20 protein-coding genes and 1 tRNA gene are annotated in these 20,299 nt (G+C 68.2%); 3 read left to right on the forward strand and 18 right to left on the reverse strand.

Going from position 1 to position 20,299, the window contains the following annotated elements; translation table 11 throughout:
* Window positions 1–18 precede the first annotated feature (18 nt).
* From BST38_RS05915 to BST38_RS05950, 8 genes are read right to left on the reverse strand one after another with little or no spacing between them, the layout of a single operon-like run.
* Complete coding sequence (locus BST38_RS05915; RefSeq protein ID WP_083142321.1) at window positions 19–747, reverse strand: SDR family NAD(P)-dependent oxidoreductase; 729 nt, start codon at window positions 745–747, stop codon at window positions 19–21.
* Window positions 744–1,682, reverse strand: coding sequence for an alpha/beta hydrolase (locus BST38_RS05920; protein ID WP_083142322.1), 939 nt, complete (start codon window positions 1,680–1,682; stop codon window positions 744–746). The genes BST38_RS05915 and BST38_RS05920 overlap by 4 nt, the downstream gene beginning before the upstream one ends.
* A gap of 44 nt (window positions 1,683–1,726) precedes the next feature.
* On the reverse strand, window positions 1,727–3,103 hold the full coding sequence (locus tag BST38_RS05925) for a glutamine synthetase family protein (protein ID WP_083142323.1): 1,377 nt from the start codon (window positions 3,101–3,103) through the stop codon (window positions 1,727–1,729).
* The gene (locus BST38_RS05930; RefSeq protein WP_083142324.1) at window positions 3,100–4,371 is read right to left on the reverse strand and encodes a glutamine synthetase family protein; all 1,272 of its coding nucleotides are present in this window, start codon (window positions 4,369–4,371) and stop codon (window positions 3,100–3,102) included. The genes BST38_RS05925 and BST38_RS05930 overlap by 4 nt, the downstream gene beginning before the upstream one ends.
* The gene (locus BST38_RS05935; protein WP_083142325.1) at window positions 4,371–5,429 is read right to left on the reverse strand and encodes a hypothetical protein; all 1,059 of its coding nucleotides are present in this window, start codon (window positions 5,427–5,429) and stop codon (window positions 4,371–4,373) included. The genes BST38_RS05930 and BST38_RS05935 overlap by 1 nt, the downstream gene beginning before the upstream one ends.
* Window positions 5,426–6,199, reverse strand: coding sequence for an SDR family NAD(P)-dependent oxidoreductase (locus BST38_RS05940; RefSeq protein WP_083142326.1), 774 nt, complete (start codon window positions 6,197–6,199; stop codon window positions 5,426–5,428). Before BST38_RS05940 ends, BST38_RS05935 begins: the two co-directional genes overlap by 4 nt.
* Complete coding sequence (locus BST38_RS05945) at window positions 6,196–7,482, reverse strand: YlbE family protein (protein WP_083142327.1); 1,287 nt, start codon at window positions 7,480–7,482, stop codon at window positions 6,196–6,198. The genes BST38_RS05940 and BST38_RS05945 overlap by 4 nt, the downstream gene beginning before the upstream one ends.
* Window positions 7,476–8,207, reverse strand: coding sequence for an SDR family NAD(P)-dependent oxidoreductase (locus BST38_RS05950; protein ID WP_083142328.1), 732 nt, complete (start codon window positions 8,205–8,207; stop codon window positions 7,476–7,478). The genes BST38_RS05945 and BST38_RS05950 overlap by 7 nt, the downstream gene beginning before the upstream one ends.
* Window positions 8,208–8,417: 210 nt before the next feature.
* Here BST38_RS05950 and BST38_RS05955 point away from each other — a divergent pair, with 210 nt between their 5' ends.
* Window positions 8,418–9,155: a FadR/GntR family transcriptional regulator gene (locus BST38_RS05955; protein WP_083142329.1), complete on the forward strand. Its 738-nt coding sequence runs from the start codon at window positions 8,418–8,420 to the stop codon at window positions 9,153–9,155.
* A 23-nt stretch (window positions 9,156–9,178) separates the two neighbouring features.
* Here the strand turns inward: BST38_RS05955 and BST38_RS05960 are convergent, their stop codons facing one another.
* The 9 genes from BST38_RS05960 to dcd form a co-directional block, all read right to left on the reverse strand.
* Window positions 9,179–10,696 carry an APC family permease gene (locus tag BST38_RS05960; protein WP_083142330.1) on the reverse strand — a complete coding sequence of 506 codons (1,518 nt, stop codon included), beginning with the start codon at window positions 10,694–10,696 and terminating at the stop codon, window positions 9,179–9,181.
* 149 nt (window positions 10,697–10,845) lie between these two features.
* Window positions 10,846–11,709: a glucose-1-phosphate thymidylyltransferase RfbA gene (gene rfbA, locus BST38_RS05965; protein WP_083142331.1), complete on the reverse strand. Its 864-nt coding sequence runs from the start codon at window positions 11,707–11,709 to the stop codon at window positions 10,846–10,848.
* Window positions 11,709–12,077, reverse strand: coding sequence for a nuclear transport factor 2 family protein (locus tag BST38_RS05970; protein ID WP_083142332.1), 369 nt, complete (start codon window positions 12,075–12,077; stop codon window positions 11,709–11,711). The genes rfbA and BST38_RS05970 overlap by 1 nt, the downstream gene beginning before the upstream one ends.
* 25 nt (window positions 12,078–12,102) lie before the next feature.
* Window positions 12,103–12,849 (reverse strand): maleylpyruvate isomerase family mycothiol-dependent enzyme, encoded by a 747-nt coding sequence (locus tag BST38_RS05975; protein ID WP_083142333.1) that lies wholly within the window; start codon window positions 12,847–12,849, stop codon window positions 12,103–12,105.
* 2 nt (window positions 12,850–12,851) lie between these two features.
* Entirely contained in the window at window positions 12,852–14,186 is a 1,335-nt protein-coding gene (locus tag BST38_RS05980; RefSeq protein WP_083142334.1) for a cytochrome P450, read from the reverse strand.
* Complete coding sequence (locus BST38_RS05985; RefSeq protein ID WP_083142335.1) at window positions 14,186–14,509, reverse strand: DUF1330 domain-containing protein; 324 nt, start codon at window positions 14,507–14,509, stop codon at window positions 14,186–14,188. The genes BST38_RS05980 and BST38_RS05985 overlap by 1 nt, the downstream gene beginning before the upstream one ends.
* Before the next feature lie 9 nt (window positions 14,510–14,518).
* On the reverse strand, window positions 14,519–15,862 hold the full coding sequence (locus BST38_RS05990; RefSeq protein ID WP_083142336.1) for a UDP-glucose dehydrogenase family protein: 1,344 nt from the start codon (window positions 15,860–15,862) through the stop codon (window positions 14,519–14,521).
* A gap of 77 nt (window positions 15,863–15,939) precedes the next feature.
* Window positions 15,940–17,592, reverse strand: coding sequence for a DUF7159 family protein (locus tag BST38_RS29325; protein ID WP_165761559.1), 1,653 nt, complete (start codon window positions 17,590–17,592; stop codon window positions 15,940–15,942).
* Between the two features lie 225 nt (window positions 17,593–17,817).
* Window positions 17,818–18,390, reverse strand: coding sequence for a dCTP deaminase (gene dcd / locus BST38_RS06000; RefSeq protein WP_083142338.1), 573 nt, complete (start codon window positions 18,388–18,390; stop codon window positions 17,818–17,820).
* Window positions 18,391–18,517: 127 nt separating this feature from the next.
* Here dcd and BST38_RS06005 point away from each other — a divergent pair.
* Window positions 18,518–18,591: transfer RNA gene (locus BST38_RS06005), tRNA-Gly, on the forward strand.
* Window positions 18,592–18,661: 70 nt separating this feature from the next.
* Window positions 18,662–19,714 carry an ABC transporter substrate-binding protein gene (locus BST38_RS29615; RefSeq protein WP_237160679.1) on the forward strand — a complete coding sequence of 351 codons (1,053 nt, stop codon included), beginning with the start codon at window positions 18,662–18,664 and terminating at the stop codon, window positions 19,712–19,714.
* Here the strand turns inward: BST38_RS29615 and BST38_RS06020 are convergent.
* On the reverse strand, window positions 19,711–20,256 hold the full coding sequence (locus BST38_RS06020) for a TetR/AcrR family transcriptional regulator (protein WP_083142339.1): 546 nt from the start codon (window positions 20,254–20,256) through the stop codon (window positions 19,711–19,713). The genes BST38_RS29615 and BST38_RS06020 overlap by 4 nt on opposite strands.
* Window positions 20,257–20,299 lie beyond the last annotated feature (43 nt).

Below are 20,299 nucleotides of genomic sequence, written 5' to 3' on the forward strand. Positions count from 1 at the left end.
CGGTCGGCTGGTCTGTCGCTACTTCGTCTGGGCGATCCAGCCGCCGTCCACCACCAGGTCTGTGGCGGTGATGAACGAGGCCTCCTCCGAGAGCAGGAAGCGGATGGCGTTGGCGATGTCGGTCGGGAAGCCCAATCGGCCCAATGGAGTTCGCTCCTCCATATTGGTCCTGCGCGCCGGGCTCTCGCGGTAGAGCGGCTCGATCATCGGGGTCAGGATCGCGCCCGGACACACTGTGTTGGCGCGGATGCCCTCCGGCGCAAGTTGCAGCGCGAGGCTGCGGGTCAATGAGACCAACGCCGCCTTGCTCACCTGATACGCGTCCAACGGTGAGTCCATGTTGCGCAGGCCGGCGATGCTCGCGACGTTGACGATGCTCCTGCCCTGGCCCGCGCGGAGATACGGGACGGCGGAGACGATGAGCCGCCGTGTCCCGTGCAGGTTGACCCCCAGCGTGAGGTCCCAGACGGACTCCTCGACGTCGAGGCTCGATCCGTCCCGGTCGAACAGCGCGACCCCGGCGGCGTTGACCAGATAGTCGAGGGCACCGCCCGGTATCAGCGACAACAGCTCCTCCGGCTCACCGGTCAGCAGGTTGAATGACACGTAGTCGACTCCCGGCGGCAGCACCGGGATGGCCTCGGACACGTCGGTCGCGATGACGTGGACGCCGTCTGCTGCCAGGCGGGCCACCGTCGCGGCACCGATCCCGCCACCGGCGCCGGTCACCAGCGCGGTGCGGGTCATCGCTGTTGCACCGCAAGCGCATCGGCCAGCCGCCGCCCGGCGAACGCCATCGCGTCGGTGGCCGTCGGGAACACCTCGTCGAGACCGAAGAACCCGTGCACCATGCCGGGGGTCTGATGGGTCCGCGTCGGCACGCCGGCCTCGGCGAGAGCGGCGGCGTAGAGCTCGCCCTGAGGCCGGATCGGATCGCATTCGGCGAGGATCACCGTGGCCGGGGGCAGACCTTTCAGGTCGGCGTCGAGGATGCTCACCCGGGGATCGGCGGCGGCATCGCTGCTCGGGAGGTAATTGTCCTGGTGCCACTGCATCTCGTCGCGTTCGAGCATCACGCCCTGGTACTCGTCGTCGAAACCGCGCGTGAGGTCCGTCGTGGTCACCGGGTACACCAGCAGCTGATGCCGCAGTGCCGGCGCACCGGTGTCACGGACGTGCAGTGCGACGGCGCCGGCGAGGTTCCCGCCCGCGCTGTCGCCTGCGACGGCCAACCGGGTGGTGTCCACGCCCAGGCCGGAGGCCGGATCGGCGGCCCAGTTCAGCGCGTCGATCGCATCCTCGACCGCGGTCGGGAATCGCGATTCCGGTCCGCGGCGGTAGCCGACGGAGAGCACCGCGCTGCCCGACGCGTTGGCCAGCAGACGCGTCGCGACGTCGTGGGAGTCGATGCTGCCCAGCAGCCATCCGCCACCGTGGTAGTACACCGTCAGCGGCAGCGCGGCGGCGTCCTCCGACGGCAGGTACAGCCGACCGGGAATGGTCTGTCCGTCCCGGGTCGGGATCTCCACGTCGCTGACGCGGTGGATCGGCGGCTTCGCCAGCGCCCCGAAGGTGTCCTCGAAGTTCTGCCGGGCCGTGGGCACAGGCAGCAGGTGGGCGTTCGGGCGCCCGGACTTCTTGGCATCGTCGAGCATCTTCTGGGCGATGGGGTCGATCGGCATCGGTACTCCTGAAAGTGTTGCGGGGAAAGAATCGTCGGTTCGGGTCACACGCGTTCGTAGTAGCGGCGCATCTCCCAGTCGGTGACGGTGTGCGAATCGAATGCGACCAGTTCGCTTCGGGACGACGACAGCAGGTGGTCGAACACGTCGTCTCCGAGCGCGGCGCGGGCCATCTTGCACTCTTCGAACAGGCGCAGCGCCTGATGCAACGAGGTCGGGACGATCGGCACGCCGGTACCGGTCCAGGCATTGCCGTCGAAGATGTCGGGTGCGGGTAGTTCGCGCGCGATCCCGTCGAGCCCGGCGGCGATGGTGGCCGAGTACGCGTAATAGGGGTTGACGTCACCACCGGGGATGCGGTTCTCGACCCGGAAGGACGGACCCGTACCCACCAATCGGAACGCACACGATCGGTTGTCGGCGCCGAGCGCGATCGCGGTGCCGGCGAACTGGTCGGGCTGGAACCGCTTGTAGGAGTTGACCGTCGGGGCCAGCAGCAGCGTCATGTCGGCGGCGTGGGTCAACTGGCCTGCGACGAACGAGCCGAACTTCCCGGACATGCCGCCGCTCTCCTCCGACCAGCTCAACGGGCTGCCGTCCGAGGACCACATACTGACGTGCAGATGGCAGGAGGAACCGACGTCGTCGATCTTCGGTTTCGCCATGAACGTCACCGTCAGGTCCGCGGCGTGGGCGAGTTGCTTGACCCCGTACTTGAACAGCACGTGCCGGTCGGCCATCTCCAGCGTGTCGCAGTAGTCGAGGGTGACTTCCTGCTGTCCGAGCCCCCACTCCGGCTTCGACGACTCGATGGAGACACCGAAGCCGGGCATCTGGTTGCGGATCCGCTCGATGAACCAGTCGTCGCGGCCGGCTTGGACCATCTGATAGTCAGAGCGGTAGTCCGACAACATCTTCAAGTTCTGATAGCCCAGCTCCCAGGCCTGCCGGGGTGGGGTGGCGGCAAGGAAGAACTCCAGCTCCGACGCGAACTTGAACGCCAGGCCCTGCTCGCGCGCCCGCTCGATCTGCTGTCGCAGGATGGTGCGGGGGGCGACCGCCAGCATGGTGTCCGAATCCGCTTCGTAGGCATCGCAGATGACCAGTGCGGCGTGCGGCTCCCAGGGAACCCGCCGCAGCGTGGTCACATCGGGAACCAGACGGATGTCGGCCCACCCGTTGTCCGCATTGGACACGGGCAGATCCAGCGGGTTCATCTCCAGGTCGACCGCGAAGATGAAGCTGCTGGCGTTGATCCCGGTGCCGCTGAGGCCCAGCGACCGGAACGCCGGGATCGTCAGCCGTTTGCCGACGAGGCGACCGTAGGGGTCGGGTGTGGCACAGACGACCGTGTTGATCTCTCCGGTCGCGGCGAGCTTCTCGAACTGGTCGAGGTCGAGCAGGGTTGATTCGTCGGTCATTGATGCTCCAGGTGGCGGGTGAGTTCCCAGGACGTGATGTTGGTGCGCAGCCACTGCGCATAGCGGTCGGCTTCGGCACGGCGGGTGGCGGCGAACGACGTGCAGAACGCCTTGCCGAGCAGATCGGGTAGCCACGGCGAATGCTCGAAGGCCTCCAGTGCGGTCGTCAGGTCGCCGGGCAGTGACACCGGCTCCTCATCGCCGGGTGGTAACCCGAGATCGTTCTCCAGGCCGTGCAGACCCGCGGCCAGCAGCGCCGATGCCGCCAGATAGGGGCTGGTGTCGGCGCCCGGCCTGCGATGCTCCACCCGAGCGGATTTCGTGTCGTTGAGGATCACTCTGCAGGCCGCACCGCGATCGTCGTAGCCGTAGGTGGCCGCGGTCGGGGTGAACATCTCCGGATCGATGCGCTTGTAGGAGTTGACGTACGGGTTGAACAGTGCGGTGGTGTCGGCCATGCCTGCGAGCAGGCCGGCCAGGTATCGGGTGGCGTCGCCGGACAGCGCGCCGTGGCCGTCGGAGAACACGTTCACACCGTCTCGGTTCAAGCTGGAGTGCACGTGACCACCCGCGCCGGACTTGTCGCCGTAGGGTTTTGCCATGAAGCTGGCGTGCAGACCGCGTTCGGCGCACAGGTCGCGCAGATATTGACGGGCCCGGACCGCGGAGTCAGCGGCCTGGCACGCCGGAGCCGGCGCCATCGTGAACTCGAAGAACCCCGGCCCCAGCTCGGTGTGGAACATCTCGATCTCGACACCGACGGCATGCATGCGGTCAATGAATTCTGCTGCCAGGCTGTGGGACTGGGCGACCCTGCTGAGTGAGTAGGCGCTCTCGGTGGAGCCCAGCGGCCGGCGTGCGTCGGCTGCCGGGCCGTCCTGGAACAGCCAGAACTCGTACTCGAAGCCCAGCACCGGTTCCAGGCCGTGTTCGGCGTAGCGGTCGACGAGCGCGCGCAGGCAGTGGCGTGGCGACATCTCGATCGGTGTCCCGTCGGCGGCGACCATGTCGGCGATCACGGCGTCGGTGCCCGGGCGCCAAGGCAATTCGACCCGGGTCGATTCGTCGGGAACGAGCAGCGCGTCGGGATATCCGTTGGCGGCGTTGCTGACCGGTGTGTCGGTCACCTCGTCGGCGACGGAGAGGCCGTAGAGGATGGTGCAGAACGACAGGCTGGTCGGGTTCACGGTCTTCTCGCTGCGGACCAGCTTTCCCCGGATTCCGAGGTCGTAGTCGGGCACCTCGAGTTGTGTCATCGCCACCGGCATCACACGTCTCCTCGTCGGGTCGGTCTACGGGAGGGACTACGTCCGACCCGCTCGTATACGTGGTCGGGAACATCGGCGGGGTCGCGGTACACCCACCAGGTGCACTCGGTGACCGGGTTGTCTGGGTTCCAGGTCGGCGCGTCGATCACCCGGGTGGGGAAACCCAGCCGGTCGATCGGCATCACCTCGTTGAGCAGGCAGCAGTGCACGCAGTAGCTGCAGATGCCGACGGTGTTCCACGCCCAGTCGTGGCGCTCGGTGGTCACGGCGAATCCGTACGGGCCGGCGGCTCTCGGGGCGCCGTCGGTGATGCGTGTGTCCAGGCTGCGCCCTCCCGATCCGCATGGGGCGAACCGGAATCCGACCCGGGTGGGCTCGGTGATGATCTCGATGTCGCCCTGCCGGCCGGTACCGGCCAGATGGGCGTGGAAGCCGTCGACGATCGCAATCATGAGCTGGTGGGCGGAGGTCTCCCACGGTTGATTGCTCAGCGCATAGCGTCGCTCGTGCACGTCGTACCAGTCGGCCATCAACGCATCCCACAGAGCGCCCAGGGCGTGTTCGCCGACGGTCCGCACGGCGATGTCGATGAGTCCGCTGACCCGGTCCACCGCGCGATCGTGTACGCCCTGCCAGACCGAGCGGGCCGCCTCGATCGCCGCCGCCGCGTCCGGTCGCCGCTCGCGACAGGCGGCGGCGGCCGCGCCGACCGCGGCCACGAACTCCGGCCACTGCGCTTCGATACCGTCCATGGCCCGCCGGCCGATCAGTGCGGTAAGACGGGACGCCGCCTCGTCGACGAGATCTGGTGCCACACCGTGTGATTCGATCCATGCTCGGATCGACATCGGCCACCGTTCGTACACATCGCGCAGTTCCTCGGCTTCGGTGACCGAGATCTCGACCAGTTCCGCCGCGGCCCGCCAGTCGCCGCGCTCCAAGTGCTCGGTGGCGACGCGAAATGTCCCCTTGGCCAGTTCATCCCAGGTGCCGACGCGTGCCGGGCGCCCCAGCGCCGGTTCGTAGGCCACCACGGTGGCGGTCTCGGTTTCGGTCATGTGAGCTGGAAACCTCCGTCGACGCGCAGGTCGCTGCCGGTGATGTAGGCGGCCTGGTCGCTGAGCAGGAAGGCGACGGCGTGCGCGATGTCGGCGGGCGCCGCGAAGCGCCCCGCCGGCACCCGAGGGGCGAGTGCCGGCGGGAGTTCGGTGGTGTCGCCGTGGGCGGCAGCCATCGGCGTGGCGACGAATCCCGGTGAGACGCTGTTGACCCGCACCCCGTCGGCGGCGAGCGCACGCGCCGCGCTCTGTGTCAGCATCTGTAGCCCCGCCTTGGACGCCGCGTACTGCGGGGACGGATCGGGATTGGACAACGCGACCACGCGCCCCGCTTCGATCGAGCTGATGTTCACCACGGCGGCCGGCGACGCGCGGCGTAACACCGGGGTGAGCGCGTCGATGGTGTTGTAGGCACCCATCAGGTTGATCTCCAGGCAGCGCAGCCACAGCGCGCGGTCCACGCCGGAGAAGCCCGTATCGTCGATCACGCCTGCACAGTTGACCAGATAGGCCACGTTCTCGGGTGCGGCACCGGACAACTTGTCCAGCAGGTCCGGTTCCCGCACGTCGAGCGCCACCCCCGCCTGCAGATGGTCCGGGAAATCGGGATCTGGTTGCGGCGCTTTAAGATCCATCCGGATCGTGCGCACGCCCGCCGTCATCAGCGTCCGGGCGATCGCGGCGCCGATCCCCGACGCGGCGCCGGTCACCAACGCGTCGCCTCCGCTGAAGGTGAGGGGCAGGGCGGGAACGGGACGGCCTGCACTCATCGCGCGCCGAAACGACGCTGGTGTTCGGCGAGCGCATCGGCGAAGCACTCCCGCGGCGCGCGGATCACGCCCGCACCGATCTGTCCCCCGTCGCGGCCGGCCAGACCCACGTCCATCACCGGCAGCACCCCGGTCTCGAGGACTTTGCGCGCATCGATGCCGGTCGGGGTGCCCCGGAAGGCGAACTGCGGGATGCGATAGGTGCTGTTCTCGCCGTGGGTGATCGAGTACATCTCCAGGTTGCGCTCGATCATCACCTGGGGCGACCCGCCCTGATACTCCTGCAGCGACAACGCGCACGCCTGGGCGAATCCGCCGAGGCCCACCGTCTCGGTGATGGGAGACTCGCCGCCCATCCAGGTGATCTCGTCTTCGGTGTGCCCCGCGAACAGCTTTCCCTGGTGGATGGGCGGTGGCCCCTCGAACCAGGTGTCGCCGAGCCCGGCGAGCTTCACCGCGAAGCCCCGGCAGCTGAACGCCATCGCCGAAACGAGCGTCGACCCGGGCACCACCATCGCGTCGGCAGAGGCCTTGGCCGCTGCCATCGAGAGCCGGAGGAAGAAGTAGTCGTTCTCAGCGAGGTGAAGCATCGTCTCGCGGACGCCGGGCACTCGATCGTCGCACATGTCGAGGATAGCGGGCATGATTTCCCGGTTGAACAGGATGGAGGCCGCCGCGTTGCGGCTGTGCACCTCGTCGCCCATCCGCAGCGCACGGGCGATCAACGGCTTGAGCGCGATCCCGCCGCGGCGGCGGATCGCCTCCCCGACCACGGGCGCGAGCACGGTGTTGACGTGCAGCAGGCGTTGGTGGACGCCCTCGTCGTAGCAGCCGTAGTTCAGCCGGCGGGGCTCCTTGCCTTCGTAGAAGTTGCAGAAGCCCCTGTTCCCATGGGTGCGGTTCTCCACCACGAACACCGGCATGGATGCGGTGTAGATGCCGGCCAGCGATCCGACGGCCGCGTAGTCCTGGCAGGCGCCGACCTCGATGCGGCCCGAGTCGAATCCCGCGATCGCGTCCTCCCGGCTGTCCGCGAGCCCCTCGAACAGCGCCCCACCGATCAGCGCCTCACGCTGACCGCCGGTGTACTGCGACCACTCCATCGGCGCCCCGGAGGTGAGCACCAGATTGTCGCGGTATCCCGGCAGCACATCGCGCGCCGCGGCCACGTCGACCACCCACGGGTCGGCGGCGTCGAGCCGCTCGAATGCCAGCGCGTTGGCGTGCTCGACCGACGTGAAGCCGAGAGCGGGATCGGTGCTCAGATCCGTGGCGCTCACCATGCGACGACACCGCCGTCCACCAGCAGGGTCTGCGCCGTGATGAACGAGGCCCGCGGGGAGAGCAGGAACTCGACGGCCTCGGCCACCTCCGAGGGCTCGCCGATGCGCTTGAGCATCGCGTACGACGCACTGACTTCTTCGCCTCCGGACACCCTCGCCATCGACGGGCTCATCGGGGCGCGGATCACCCCCGGGGCGACGTTGTTGACCCGGATGGACCGCGGTGCAAGCTCTTCGGCGATGTAGCGCGTGTAGGCGGCGATGCCGGCCTTGGTGGCTCCGTAGACCGACGCTCCGCGGAATCGGCCGAAGTGTCCGGTCAGGCTGCCGACGTTGACGATGGCGCTACCCGCGGTCAGCAGAGGCGCTACGGCGTCGGTGACCCGGGCCATCCCGGCGATGTTGACCTGGAACATCAGCTCGAGCTTGGCCTCGTCGATCTCTCCGAGGAACGAATCCCGCAGGATGCCAGCGCAATTGACCAGGCCGTAGAGCGTCTCACCGTCGGCAACCGTCGACGCCACCGCCGAATCGACGTCGGCGCGATCCGTCACGTCCATGACCAGGGGCAGGGTGCCCTCCAGCCCGTCCCGGCCGAAGTCCACGGCATCGACGGCGCCCTTGAGGTCGGCCGCCACCGGCACGTACCCGCTCTGCAGCAATCTGCGGCAGATCGCCTGCCCGATGACCCCGGCACCGCCGGTCACGATGACTTTGTTTCCCAACGCCTCAACCCTTCTCGGCTGGTGACTCGAATCACGAACTGAACGTTAGTTTCGTGCATAAAGACCTATTGGTCAAGTTTTTAGTTCTTTTATTTGGCGATGCCCGGAGCATCTCCCGAACCGGTGCGGCCTTTGGTCTAAAGGGCTGGACAAAACCCCCTTACGAGGGCCGATGCGGTACCGTGCTGGCAAACGAAAGGGGGGCTCCACATGAGTGCGGAACGCCCGTCGGCGCTGAGCCCGGTCCGGCAGATCCCGGCCCACGAGCTCGTGGTCGACCAGATGCGCCGGGCGCTGGAACTGGGTCAGTTCCGGCCCGGCGACCGGCTACCGACCGAACGTGAACTCTCCGAAATGCTCGACGTGTCCAGGACCACGGTCCGCACCGCGGTTGCGGTCCTGGAACGCGAAGGCCTGATCGCGGTGCGCCGCGGCCGCGGGGGCGGGTTCACCGTGCAGGCCCCGCACGTCGACCCCGCCGAGATGCGCCGCGAGCTGCGCCGCAACAAGCGGGCGATCCGCGACGCCTTCGACTACCGCATCGTGGTCGAAACCGGCGCCACCCGGCTGGCAGCCGCCCGTCGTCGTGCGATCGACCTGGCCGATCTGCGCAAACTGCTCGGCGGCATGGAATCCGCCTTGAACATCGCCCTGCAGGAGCAGTCCGCCCAGCGCACCATCGAGTTCCAGACCCTGGACACCGCCTTCCACATGGGCATCGCGCAGGCGGCCCAGAACGACCGCCTGCTCGATGCCGTCGGCGATGCCCGCCGCCGCATGTGGCTTCCGGTGGGCGCCATCTTCGGTCGGTTGGAGCCCAACGCCAACGACTTTCACGAATCGATCCTCGAGGCGATCGAGGAACGCGAGCCCGAGCTGGCCGCGTCGCGGATGGAAGCTCACATCAACGACACCCGGAACACCCTGGAGAGCTGGCTCAAGCGCTGAGCCGGCGGCGGAGGCGCGGAACATCAGTCGGTGGGCTTGTCGTCGAACACGGTGGACCCGATGCGGGCGTAGAGCTCCGGCTTGGCCTTGCGCCAGTACAGGGCCACCGCGATCGACCCGAACAGCAGCGTCAGCAGGATGTACGGGATCAGCTTGAAGAACAGCGTTTCCGAGGCGGTTCCCGCGGCCGCGGACATGTTCGAGGCCATCAGGTAGATGACGTAGACCATGCCGGCACCGCCGATGATCGGAGCGGCCAGGGTGCGCCACCAGCTGGCGGTCTCCGGATGTTGCTTCTTGACGTGGAAGTACACCACCGTGGCGATCGACGACATCGTCTGCACCGTCAACAGGCACAGCGTGGCCAGGATCGCCACCAGCACGAACAACACGGCGTAGGGGTCCGAGCCGCTGGCCGCGCACACGATCAGGACGATGGCGGCAAAAGCGCTCTGGGCCAGCGACGCGACATACGGTGAGGCGTGTTTGGGGTGCGCCTCCCCGAGACGACGGGGCAGCAGCCCGTCGCGCCCGAAGGCGAACAGGTAACGCGCGGCGGAATTGTGGATCGCCAGCGCGCAGGCGAACGAACCGCCGACCATCAGCCATTCGAAGACGACGATCGCCCACTGGCCCAGGTACTGCTGAGTCGGCGCGTAGATCAGGTCGAACGGCGTTGCGCCGGAGGATAGTTCGACCGCCTTGGCGGGACCATTGCCCACGATCATGCCCCACGCGATAAAGGTGTAGAACACGCCGATCCCGATGACGGCGATCATGGTGGCCTGCGGGACGATCTTCTTCGGGTTCTTCGACTCCTCGCCGTAGATCGCGGTGGACTCGAACCCCACCCACGACCAGAACGCCATCAGCAGGCCCAGACCCACCACGCCGCCGGCGACTCCGTTGGTGCTCAGCGCGCTCACCGGGTTCAGCGACTCCCAGCTCATCCCCTCCGGATGATGCACCAGTGACGCCGTGGCGGTCAGACTCAGCATCACGATCTCGGCGACCAGCACCGCACCCAGCACCTTGGCGGCCACCGAGATGTCCCAATGCGACAGGGTGGCGATGACGATCACGCCGATCGCCGCATAGACCAGCCACGGCAGGTCGATTCCGAACTGCGCGGACATCGCCTGGTCGGCGAAGACGGAGAAGATGCCGATGAGACCGGCTTCCATCGTCATGTAGGTGAACATCGACATCACCCCGGCGGGCAAGCCGGGAATCTTCGACCAGCCGCGGGAGACGAACGTGTAGAACGCCCCGGCAGCGGTGATATGCCTTGCCAGAGCGATGAATCCGACGCTGAAGATGCTCAGCACGACGGTGGCGATGATGAAGCCGGCCGGGGCGCCCAAGCCGTTACCGAATCCGACCGCCACCGGCAGGTTGCCCGTCATCGCGGTGATCGGCGCCGAGAACGCCACCACCATGAACACCACGCCGGCCAGTCCGATGGCGCCCCGCTTGAGGGTGTGACCCTCGCCGGATTGGGTGGCGGCGACCTGCGCCGGGGGGTCTGAACGGAGCGCCATACAGAGCCTGCCTTTCGTCGATGGTGACGTGAGTCACTGAACTGACAGGAGCGTAAGGGCCTAAAGAACTAAAAACAAGACCTATAGACCAATGTTTACAATTGTGGCGCGCAGCACAAAACCGCGGGAGAGCCCGGGTTCGGCGGGACTCAGCGCTGAAGCAACTCGAGCAGATAAGCCCCGTAGCCCGACTTGAGCAGAGTGTGCGCCCGCTCTTCGAGCGCGTCATCGTCGATGTAGCCGAGCCGCCACGCCACCTCTTCGGGCACGCTGATCTTCAGCCCCTGCCGCCGCTCGATGGTGCGCACGAAATCGGCGGCGTCGAGCAGAGAGTCGAAGGTGCCGGTGTCCAGCCACGCGGTGCCGCGCGCCAGCACCTCGACGCTGAGCCGGCCCTGCTGCAGGTAGGTCTGGTTGATCTCGGTGATCTCGTACTCGCCGCGTGCGGATTTCCTTAGCCCGCGGGCGATCTCGACGACGTCGTGGTCGTAGAAGTACAGCCCGGGCACCGCGTAGTGCGATGTCGGGGTGGCGGGTTTCTCCTGTAGCGACAGCGCGGTGCCGTCGGGTGCGAAGTCGACGACACCGTAGTCCGACGGGTTCGCCACCCAGTACGCGAAGATCGCTCCGCCGCGGACGTCGCGGAAGCGCTGCAGGCTGGTACCCAGGCCGGGGCCGTAGAAGATGTTGTCACCCAACACCAGTGCGACGGATTCGGAACCGATGTGCGACGCTCCGATCACGAACGCCTGCGCGAGCCCGTCCGGCTCGTCCTGCACCGCGTAGGTCAGGTCGATCCCGAACGCCGAGCCGTCGCCGAGCAGCCGGCGGAAGTCCGGCGCGTCCTGTGGGGTGGTGATCACCAGGATGTCGCGGATTCCCGCCATCATCAACGTGCAGAGCGGGTAGTAGATCATCGGCTTGTCGTACACCGGCATCAACTGCTTGCTGACGCCCAGCGTGATCGGGTACAGCCTGGTGCCCGATCCGCCGGCCAGCACGATGCCGCGCATCAGCCGGACAGATCCGCTTCGTCGAGGTCGGTGGCGGCCAGCGCGGCAGCCAGGTCGGGGTGCCGGAACACCGAGGTGACGTGGTCGTGCACCACCCGGAACGCCGATGCCGCGGCGCCGGTCTCGCCGGTGACGGAGACGATCTGCTGTTCGGCCACGACGACGCCGTCGTGGACGTAGATGCGGCCGGGTTCGACCTTCTCGTCGAGCGACTGCGCCCACTGGCGCAGTGCGTCATGTCCCTGCGCGGCGCCGTGGGCGTCGCCGATCTCGATGTCCTCGCTGGACAGCGACAGCAGCGTGTCGATGTCGCGGTCGTTGAGCGCGTCGTGCCAGGCGAGGACGGTGGCCAACTCCGATGTGGTCATGAGTCGAGCTTAGGCGGCGCGCCCGCTAGAACGGGGTGCGCTCCAGCCACGCGTCCCACACCGCGGAGTCGCCGAACACCTCCAGCCCGGCCGCGTCGGCGGGCTTGCGGCGGGTCAAGGCCAGCAGCAGCCCGGTCGCGGGTCCCCGCAGCGCGACGCTGCCCTTGCCGTGGTTGTGGGACCACCAGATGCCGTCCTCGTCGTGCACGATGGTCCACTCGCCGGTCGGGCCGAGCTTCTCGTCGGTGGCGTGCAGGTGGATGGAGTTGTGCCGGTCCAGCGGGGGCGTCGCGTGCCGGCTGCTGGCGGCCAGTTCGATCCATTCGCTGATGCTGTCGGCGGCCAGGTCGGGCGCCAGCTCGAAGTCCGCGCCCAGGGCCATCGCGGCGTCGGCGTGGTGCACCAGGACCTCGTGCAGTCGCCTGCGCAGCCACCACCCGCCCGGGCGCGGGCCGACGAACGTCCACACCTTGGTGTCGGGGCGGGCCCGGTCCACGGCGTCGATCATCGCCTGCGCACCGCCGACGAACCAGTCGATCGCCGCGTCGGGATCCTCGGTCGGTCTGCCGTCGCGCACGTCGCGGGGGTCCAGCGGATCGGTCCGCCGCTCGCTGACGATCTGTGCGGCCCAACGGTTTCCGCGGCCGACGTGCCGGAACAACTGTTTGAGGGTCCAGTCCCCGCAGGTGGGCACCGGCGTGGCCGGGTCTGCCGATCGGATCAGGTCACCGAAGGCTCGAGTCTGCTCGAGCAGTGCTGCTCGGAAGTCCACCCCTACGAACCTAGCGCGGCGCGGGCGGTACCGAGTGTGATCGGCAAGGTTGACCATCCCCGTAAGACTCTGGTGTCGCGGCGCTGCCCGGATCCGGCGAGCCGGGCGCCGGGATAGCGTTCGAAGAACGTCCGTAACCCGACCTCGCCCTCGGCCCTGGCCAGCGCGGCGCCCAGACAGAAGTGCCTGCCGCCGGAGAAAGACAGATGCCTGCCGGCGTTGTCGCGTTCGATGTCGAACCGGTGTGGATCGGTGAACACCTGCGGGTCCCGGTTGGCGCCGGCGAGGTGCACGATCACCAGTTCACCGCGTTCGATGGGCGTGCCGGCGACCTCGACGGGGCGGCGGGCGTAGCGCGCGCTCATCTGCACCGGCGAGTCCAGCCGCAGGATCTCCTCGACGGCGTTCGGCCACAGCTCGGGCCGCTCGGCGAGCGTATCCAGATGCCCGGGGTCGTCGAGCAGCATCCGAATCCCGTTGCCCAGCAAGTTCACAGTGGTTTCGAAGCCGGCGGCCAGCACCAGCCCGGCGGTGGCCTGCAGTTCCCGCTCGGACAGCCGGCCGGTGTCGTCGGCGGCGGCGCTGGCCTGGATCAGCTGGCTCATCAGGTCGTCGCCGGGGTTGCGGCGCAGCTCCTCCATGTGGTCGCCGAGCCATGCGTTGAAACCGACGAGGCCCTTCTCCACCTGCTGGAACTGCCGCCAGGACAGCCCGATGTCGAGGCTGGGCGCACCGAGTTCACCGAACCGCAGGATGTGTTCGCGGTCGCGTTCGGGGACGCCGAGGATGTCGCTGATCACCGCGACGGGCAGTTGCGAGCAGTAGCGCTCGACGATGTCGACCACACCGGATTCGCGTTCGAGGTCGTCGAGGAGTCGGTCGGCGGTCAGCTGCACCCGGTCGCGCAGCCCGTTGACCGCGCGGGTGGTGAACACCGACGACACCAGCTTGCGACAGCGGGTGTGGTCGGGCGGTTCGATCGACAGCAGCGACGGCGGTTCGATCGGGTGCAGCAGGCCGGGATGGGTCTTTCGGTTGACCCACTGCAGCGGTTTGGGCAGACCACCGCCGAGTGAGGACACCCGGAAGTCGTCCGAGCGCAGGATCTCGTTGGCCGCCTGGTGGTCGACGGTCACCAGCACCACACGGCACCGCACCACGCGGCCGAGGCTGCGGACCTCGTCGGCGAACGCGCCAGGGTCGGCACGCACGGCCGGGTCGGCGATCAGCCGGGCCTGTGGATCGCCGCTGCGCCTCGCCGTGAACTTCGCCAGCCCGCGGATGACGCCGTGCAGCGCGACCCACCGGATACGTTGCCGCAGAGCATTGGCCGCCATCAGTTCACCTTAAGCAGGGGCCGCAGGTCGTCCAACCGGTCGAACAGGTGCCAGACGTAGGACGACGAGCCGTTCTCCCGGTGCGCGTGCAGTTCGGCCAGTTCGGGGTCGTTACAGTACCCGTCGAAGGCGTCCTTGGATTCCCACTCGACCAGGATCAGCACGGTGCGCGGCGCGATGTCGCCGGTGACCGATTCGCGGAACCGCCCCAGCGCGACGACCCGCCCGCCGTGCTTGGCGACTTCGGCGGGTGAGCGTTTGGAGTAGGCGAGGTACTCGTCGCGGTCGGCGACGTCGAACAGGTTCAGCGCGTAGACGGACATGCCGCGACGCTACCCGCCCACCTCCGCGGGCCCGAGGCTGCGGCCGAGTGCGTGCACCCGCCAGCCCGCGTCGCGCCATCGGTCGATGTCGAGGCAATTGCGGCCGTCGACAATCACTTTGGCCCGTACGGTGGCGGCGAGCTCGCCGGGGTCCATCCCGACGAACTCGCTCCATTCGGTGAGCACCAGCACCGCGTCGGCGCGTTCGCACGCCTCTGAGGCCGTGGTGGAGTAGTTCAGCGTCGGGAACAGCCGGCGCGAGTTCTCCATCGCCTTGGGGTCGTAGACGTTGACGGTCGCGCCGTGTAACTGCAGCAGGCCGGCGACGTTGAGCGCGGGTGAGTCGCGCACGTCGTCGGATTCGGGTTTGAACGCCGCGCCCAGGACCGCGATGTTGGCGCCGAGCAGCGATCCGCCGCACGCGGTGGTGGCCAGTTCGACCATCCGGGTGCGGCGGCGCATGTTGATGCTGTCGACCTCGCGCAGGAAGGTCAGCGCCTGGTTGGCGCCGAGCTCGCCGGCGCGGGCCATGAACGCCCGGATGTCCTTGGGAAGGCAGCCACCGCCGAATCCCAGTCCCGCGGTGAGGAATCGGCGGCCGATGCGGTCGTCGTAGCCCAGTGCGTCGGCCAGCAGCGTGACGTCGGCGTCGGCGGCCTCGCACACCTCCGCGATCGCGTTGATGAACGAGATCTTGGTGGCCAGGAACGCGTTCGCCGCGACCTTGACCAGCTCGGCGGTCTGCAGGTCGGCGACCAGGAACGGGACACCGTCGGCCAGCAGCGGCGCGTAGAGCTCGCGAAGCACCTGCTCGGCGACGCGGGAACCCTTCTGCACCCCAAGCACAATGCGGTCGGGGTGCAGGGTGTCCTGGACGGCGAGTCCTTCGCGCAGGAACTCCGGATTCCACGCCACCTCGACGGTGACGCCGTCCGGAGCGAGGCCCGCGGCCCGCTCGACCAGGTCTGCCGCCGTGCCCACCGGCACGGTCGACTTGCCGACGATCACCGCGGGTCTGCGCAGCAGCGGGACCAGGGTGTCGACGGCTTCGTGGACGTGCCGCAGATCGGCGCCGAAGTCGCCCTTCTTCTGCGGCGTTCCGACGCCGAGGAAATGCACGTCGGCGAATTCGGCCGCCTCGGCGTAGTCGGTGGTGAAGCGCAACCGGCCCGCTTCGATGTTGCGCCGCAACATGTCCGGGAGCCCGGGCTCGTAGAACGGGACCTCCCCGGCGGCCAGTTTGGCCACCTTGCCCGCGTCGGTGTCGACCCCGATGACCTGGTGGCCGAGTTCGGCCATCCCGGCGGCGTGGGTGGCGCCGAGGTAGCCGGTTCCGAACACGGTGCAACGCATACCGCCATCAGTACCCGGTCGGGGTGAGCTGAAGCCGACGCGTCGTTGAGCGTCAGGCCAACGTCAGGTGTCGATCGCTAGCGCCCGGGTGCGCAGAACACCAGGAAGCAGCCGTCGCCGTTGATGTCGCCGGGAACACCGCTACCCCGGCTGCTGCCGCCCCTGCCGCTGTCGCCACGGCCGCTGCCGCTGTCGCCGCGGCCACTGCTGCCCGACCCGGAACCGCTGCCCGACCCGGAACCGGCGCCGGGCCACTGCGGGCCCGACGGCCACTGCGGCGTCTTCGGAACCTCAGGCACCTGCGGCATCTGGGGAACCTGCGGAATCTGCGTCACCGGAGGCCTGGTGGTGGGCGGTTTCTGCGGCTGCCACGGGTTCTGGTAGTCGGAGTCGTCCGGTTCGTCGGGACGCTGGTTGGGCCAGGTCCACCGCGGCTGGTTCCACTGCGGCCGGGGAAGCACCACCACCGGAGGCGGCAGGACCACCGGCGCGACCACCGGAGGAGCCGCGGGTGCCGGAGCCGGCGCGGGTGCCGCCGGGGCGGGTGCCGGAGCCGGGGCCGCGGCGGGCGCGGGTGCGGGCGCCTGTTCGACGTAGACGGTGCGCGGCGCCTGCTGCGGCGCCTCCTGCGCGACCGGCACCGGCGGCTTGATCGTCTCCGCGGTCGACGGCGGAGGCGGCACGGTGGCGGCCTGCTGCTCGGCCGGGGCCGGCTCCGGTGCGGGGGCCTGGGTGCTGGGCACGATCGCGGCCTGCGCCGGGCTGGGCCGCTGGTCGGCGGTCGGGCGGATCGTGATGGCCAGCGAGATCACAAGGGCCACCACACCGACGACGAACAGCGACGTCAGCGCGCTGCCGACGAGCAGGAACGGTTTGCGTTCGTCGTCGACGGGCCGCATCTCGGTCGGGGCGAACTCGTCGACCACCTCGACGCCCAGCGGGGCGTCGGCACCCGCCAGCGCCAACTGGGTGTCCACGCCGGTGAGCCCGGCGACCAGCGAGCCGGCCGTCGGGCCGTCGGGATCCTGGGAGTACGCCAGCCCGACGGTGGTGGCTTCGAACGCCGGTGCGGACGCCGACGCGAGGGCGGCCCCGCGGGCCAGCGCCAGGTCGGCGTCATCGGGGGCGTGGACCGGAAGTTCGACGTGGTGGTCGAGATGGGCCTTGACCGAGCTGACGTCCACGCCGGAGCCGACGATGAAGATGCCCTGCGGCGGGGAGTCCTGCGCAGCGGCGGCCGCGGCCATCTCGGTGAACACCGCCATCGCGTCGGCGCTGTGCAGGGTGCGGCTGAGCACCTTGACCACGGAACCGTCGTCGGTCTGCACCACCGAGAGCGTCGCGGTGTCACGGTCGACGAACAGCAGCGCGGTGGTGTCGTACCCGACCGCGCGGCCGACGGCCTGCGCCAGCGAGGACGCGGCGTGGCTTTCGGCGACCAGCATGACGTCGTCGATGCCGTGGGTGGCCAGCGCGTCGCGCAGTGCGGTGGCCTCGTTGTGGTCGCTCCACGCGACACCGATGGATTTGAGGTGGTGCCCGCCGGTCTCCGCGCTCTCCTTGGTGCCGAGCACCGCCGAGACGACGTGCTGTGCGGCGTTTGCCGAACCGTCGTCAGTGCCGACCTCGAAGGTGTCGTGGTCGACGGTGACCCCGTCGGCTTTTTCGCCTTCGACCAGCACCATGCGCACCGTGGTAGGTGTCATCGACACACCTAATACGATGTCCACTGACCCCTCCAAAACTTTGCTGCTGCCTGGTGGCCGACCACCCCGAAATACGCACGGCGAGCCGGCAACTAGATACTTCATCGGCGCCGCCAGCTGCGGTGTTACACCTCGCGCTGTTAGCTGACAGCGGTTGAAGCTTGGGCCGGAACGCGCGGCACGAAACCGGAGACGCCGGTGAGGGAAACACTACCCGCGCCGATCGTCATCCGTCTGTGACGAAATTGCTCAGTTCGTCTTGACGAAGTTCTGATACGACTTCGACGGGGTGGGGCCGCGCTGGCCCTGATACTTCGACCCGACCTGGCTGCTGCCGTAGGGGTGTTGCGCCGGGCTGGTCAGGCGCAGCAGGCACAGCTGGCCGATCTTCATGCCCGGCCACAAGGTGATCGGCAGGTTCGCGACGTTGGACAGCTCGAGGGTGATGTGGCCGGTGAACCCGGGGTCGATGAAGCCGGCCGTCGAATGGGTGAGCAGCCCGAGCCGGCCCAGTGAGGACTTACCCTCCAGGCGACCCGCGAGGTCGTCGGGCAGCGTGCAGCGCTCCAGCGTCGCGCCGAGCACGAACTCGCCCGGGTGCAGCACGAACGGCTCACCCTCCTTGGGCTCGACCAGGCTGGTCAGGTCGTCCTGACGCTGCGCGGGATCGATGTGGGTGTAACGGGTGTTGTTGAAGACACGGAAGAGGCTGTCGAGGCGGACGTCGACGCTGGAAGGCTGGATCAGGCTGTCGTCGAACGGTTCGATGCCGAGCCTTCCGGCATCGATCTCGGCCCGGATGTCGCGGTCGGAGAGCAGCACCGGTCGAGAGTATCCGCACCGGGCCCGGTCATGGGCAGTCGGCGGGTGCGCCGTCGCGGATCGCGGCGGCGTTGCGGCCACCTCCGCGCCGGCAGCCCGCCAAGTGCTAGCCTTCCTGTTCGAACAGGCCGATGTAGTTCAATGGCAGAACATCAGCTTCCCAAGCTGAATACGCGGGTTCGATTCCCGTCATCGGCTCCACGAACCACCCTCGTCCGCGTACGGTCAGCTCGACCCGGACGTATGGATCCGCGGATTACGAGGGGGATCCATGTCCATGAAGAGTCGTCGGCTGCGCGCCACAAGCCTGCTCGCAGTTGGCACGCTGACACTCGCCGGTGGCGGTATCGCGTCTGCCCAACCGCCCGCGCCGAGCACCGGCGAATCGCTGCGCATCGTGCTCGGCTCGCAACCACACGCGTCGCAGCTCCCCCTGGTCTACGGCGTCGATCGCAACGGGCACGACTTCGGGCTGGCACTCAGCGCCGAGCAGAACATCACGAAATTCGACACCCATACCGACGCGGTCCAGACCCTGCTCGATGACAACGCGCAGGTCTTGGCGACGTCGACCTCCGCGATCCTGGATACCCGCGAGCACGGCCATGACGTCAAGATGTTCTGCCCGTACGTCAGCATGGACGATTTCGTCCTGGCCGGCGCCAACGGTGTGAACTCCGCCGGCCAGTTGTTCGAACCGTCGACCCGGGTGGGTATCGACAGCCCGGGCGGCGCCGGAGCCATCGTCCTCAACGCGTTGTTGAGCGGCGTCGGTGAGCATCGCGATGTCCACGAGATCCCTAATCCGCAGATCATCGAAAGCTCAAGGGGCCGAACAGCCGCGTGGGCTTCGGGACAGCTGGATGCCACGGTCATCCACGACACGCAGTACGACAGCGCGCATGCCACCGTGGACCGGCCCGTGCTGATCGCCACCCTCTACGACAACGCTCCCGGCTTCATCAAGGTGGCTCAGGCCGCCCGAGCCGATTGGCTCGTACAGAACCGCGAACTCGCCGCCAGGTACTGCGCCACCACTCTGCGCGCGATGAAGACACTGAAGAGCGACTTCACCCTGTTCCGCGCCGCGGTCGACGAGTACATCGCCGAACCGCCGTCCGAGAAATCGCTCCGAGAGCTGTTCGACCTCATTCAGCGGTATCCGTTCTGGACGGAGGACGGCGGGCTCTCTGAAGACAGCGTGCGGTTCATGATCGACATCGCGAATGAGTCGGGCGTCCTCACCCAGCCCATGAATGCCGCCGACGTCGTCGATCGTGAAACATTGCGTAGGGCCGTCGAACTCGCGAACTCGCCCGTTTAACCAAACGCCGGCGCGATGAACCTCTGGACCGCCTGACGTTCGGCGGCACCGTCCCCCATCGGCCAGTACGCCAGCGACAGCACGACCCGGACGATCCACTGCGCGGCTTCCGCATCGTCGTCGGTGATGCCGGTGAGTTCGGCCGCGAGAGCCCCCAAGACCGGCGATGACACCAGTTCGGTCAGATCGCGCCCGGCGCTGAGCCCCATCATCATCTGCCGCATCGGGTCCGACCTGATGTGTTGCAGCGCAACCACGATCGCCTCGACGACCCGCTCTGTTCCGCTCAGTTCGCTGACCGCGTCGCGGACCGACTCCACGATCCGCGCGGCCATGCGGAGCAACACCGCATCGCGGATCTGCGCCTTGCCGCCCGCGTAGCGGTAGACCGTCGCCCGCGAGCAGTGCACTCGCTCGGCCAACGTGTCGATGTCGAGGGCGTCGAGGCCGTCGCGCACGACGAGTTCGGTCGCAGCGGCATAGATCCGGTCCGCGGCGGCGGTGCGCCGCTCTCCCCCGATGAGCCAGTCGCTGTGGGCCATGCCTCTCCCCCTTCAGACGGACGAACTCTATCGTCGCAGGCCT

The sequence above is a fragment of the Mycolicibacterium parafortuitum genome (assembly GCF_002086815.1).
Lineage (GTDB): Bacteria > Actinomycetota > Actinomycetes > Mycobacteriales > Mycobacteriaceae > Mycobacterium > Mycobacterium parafortuitum.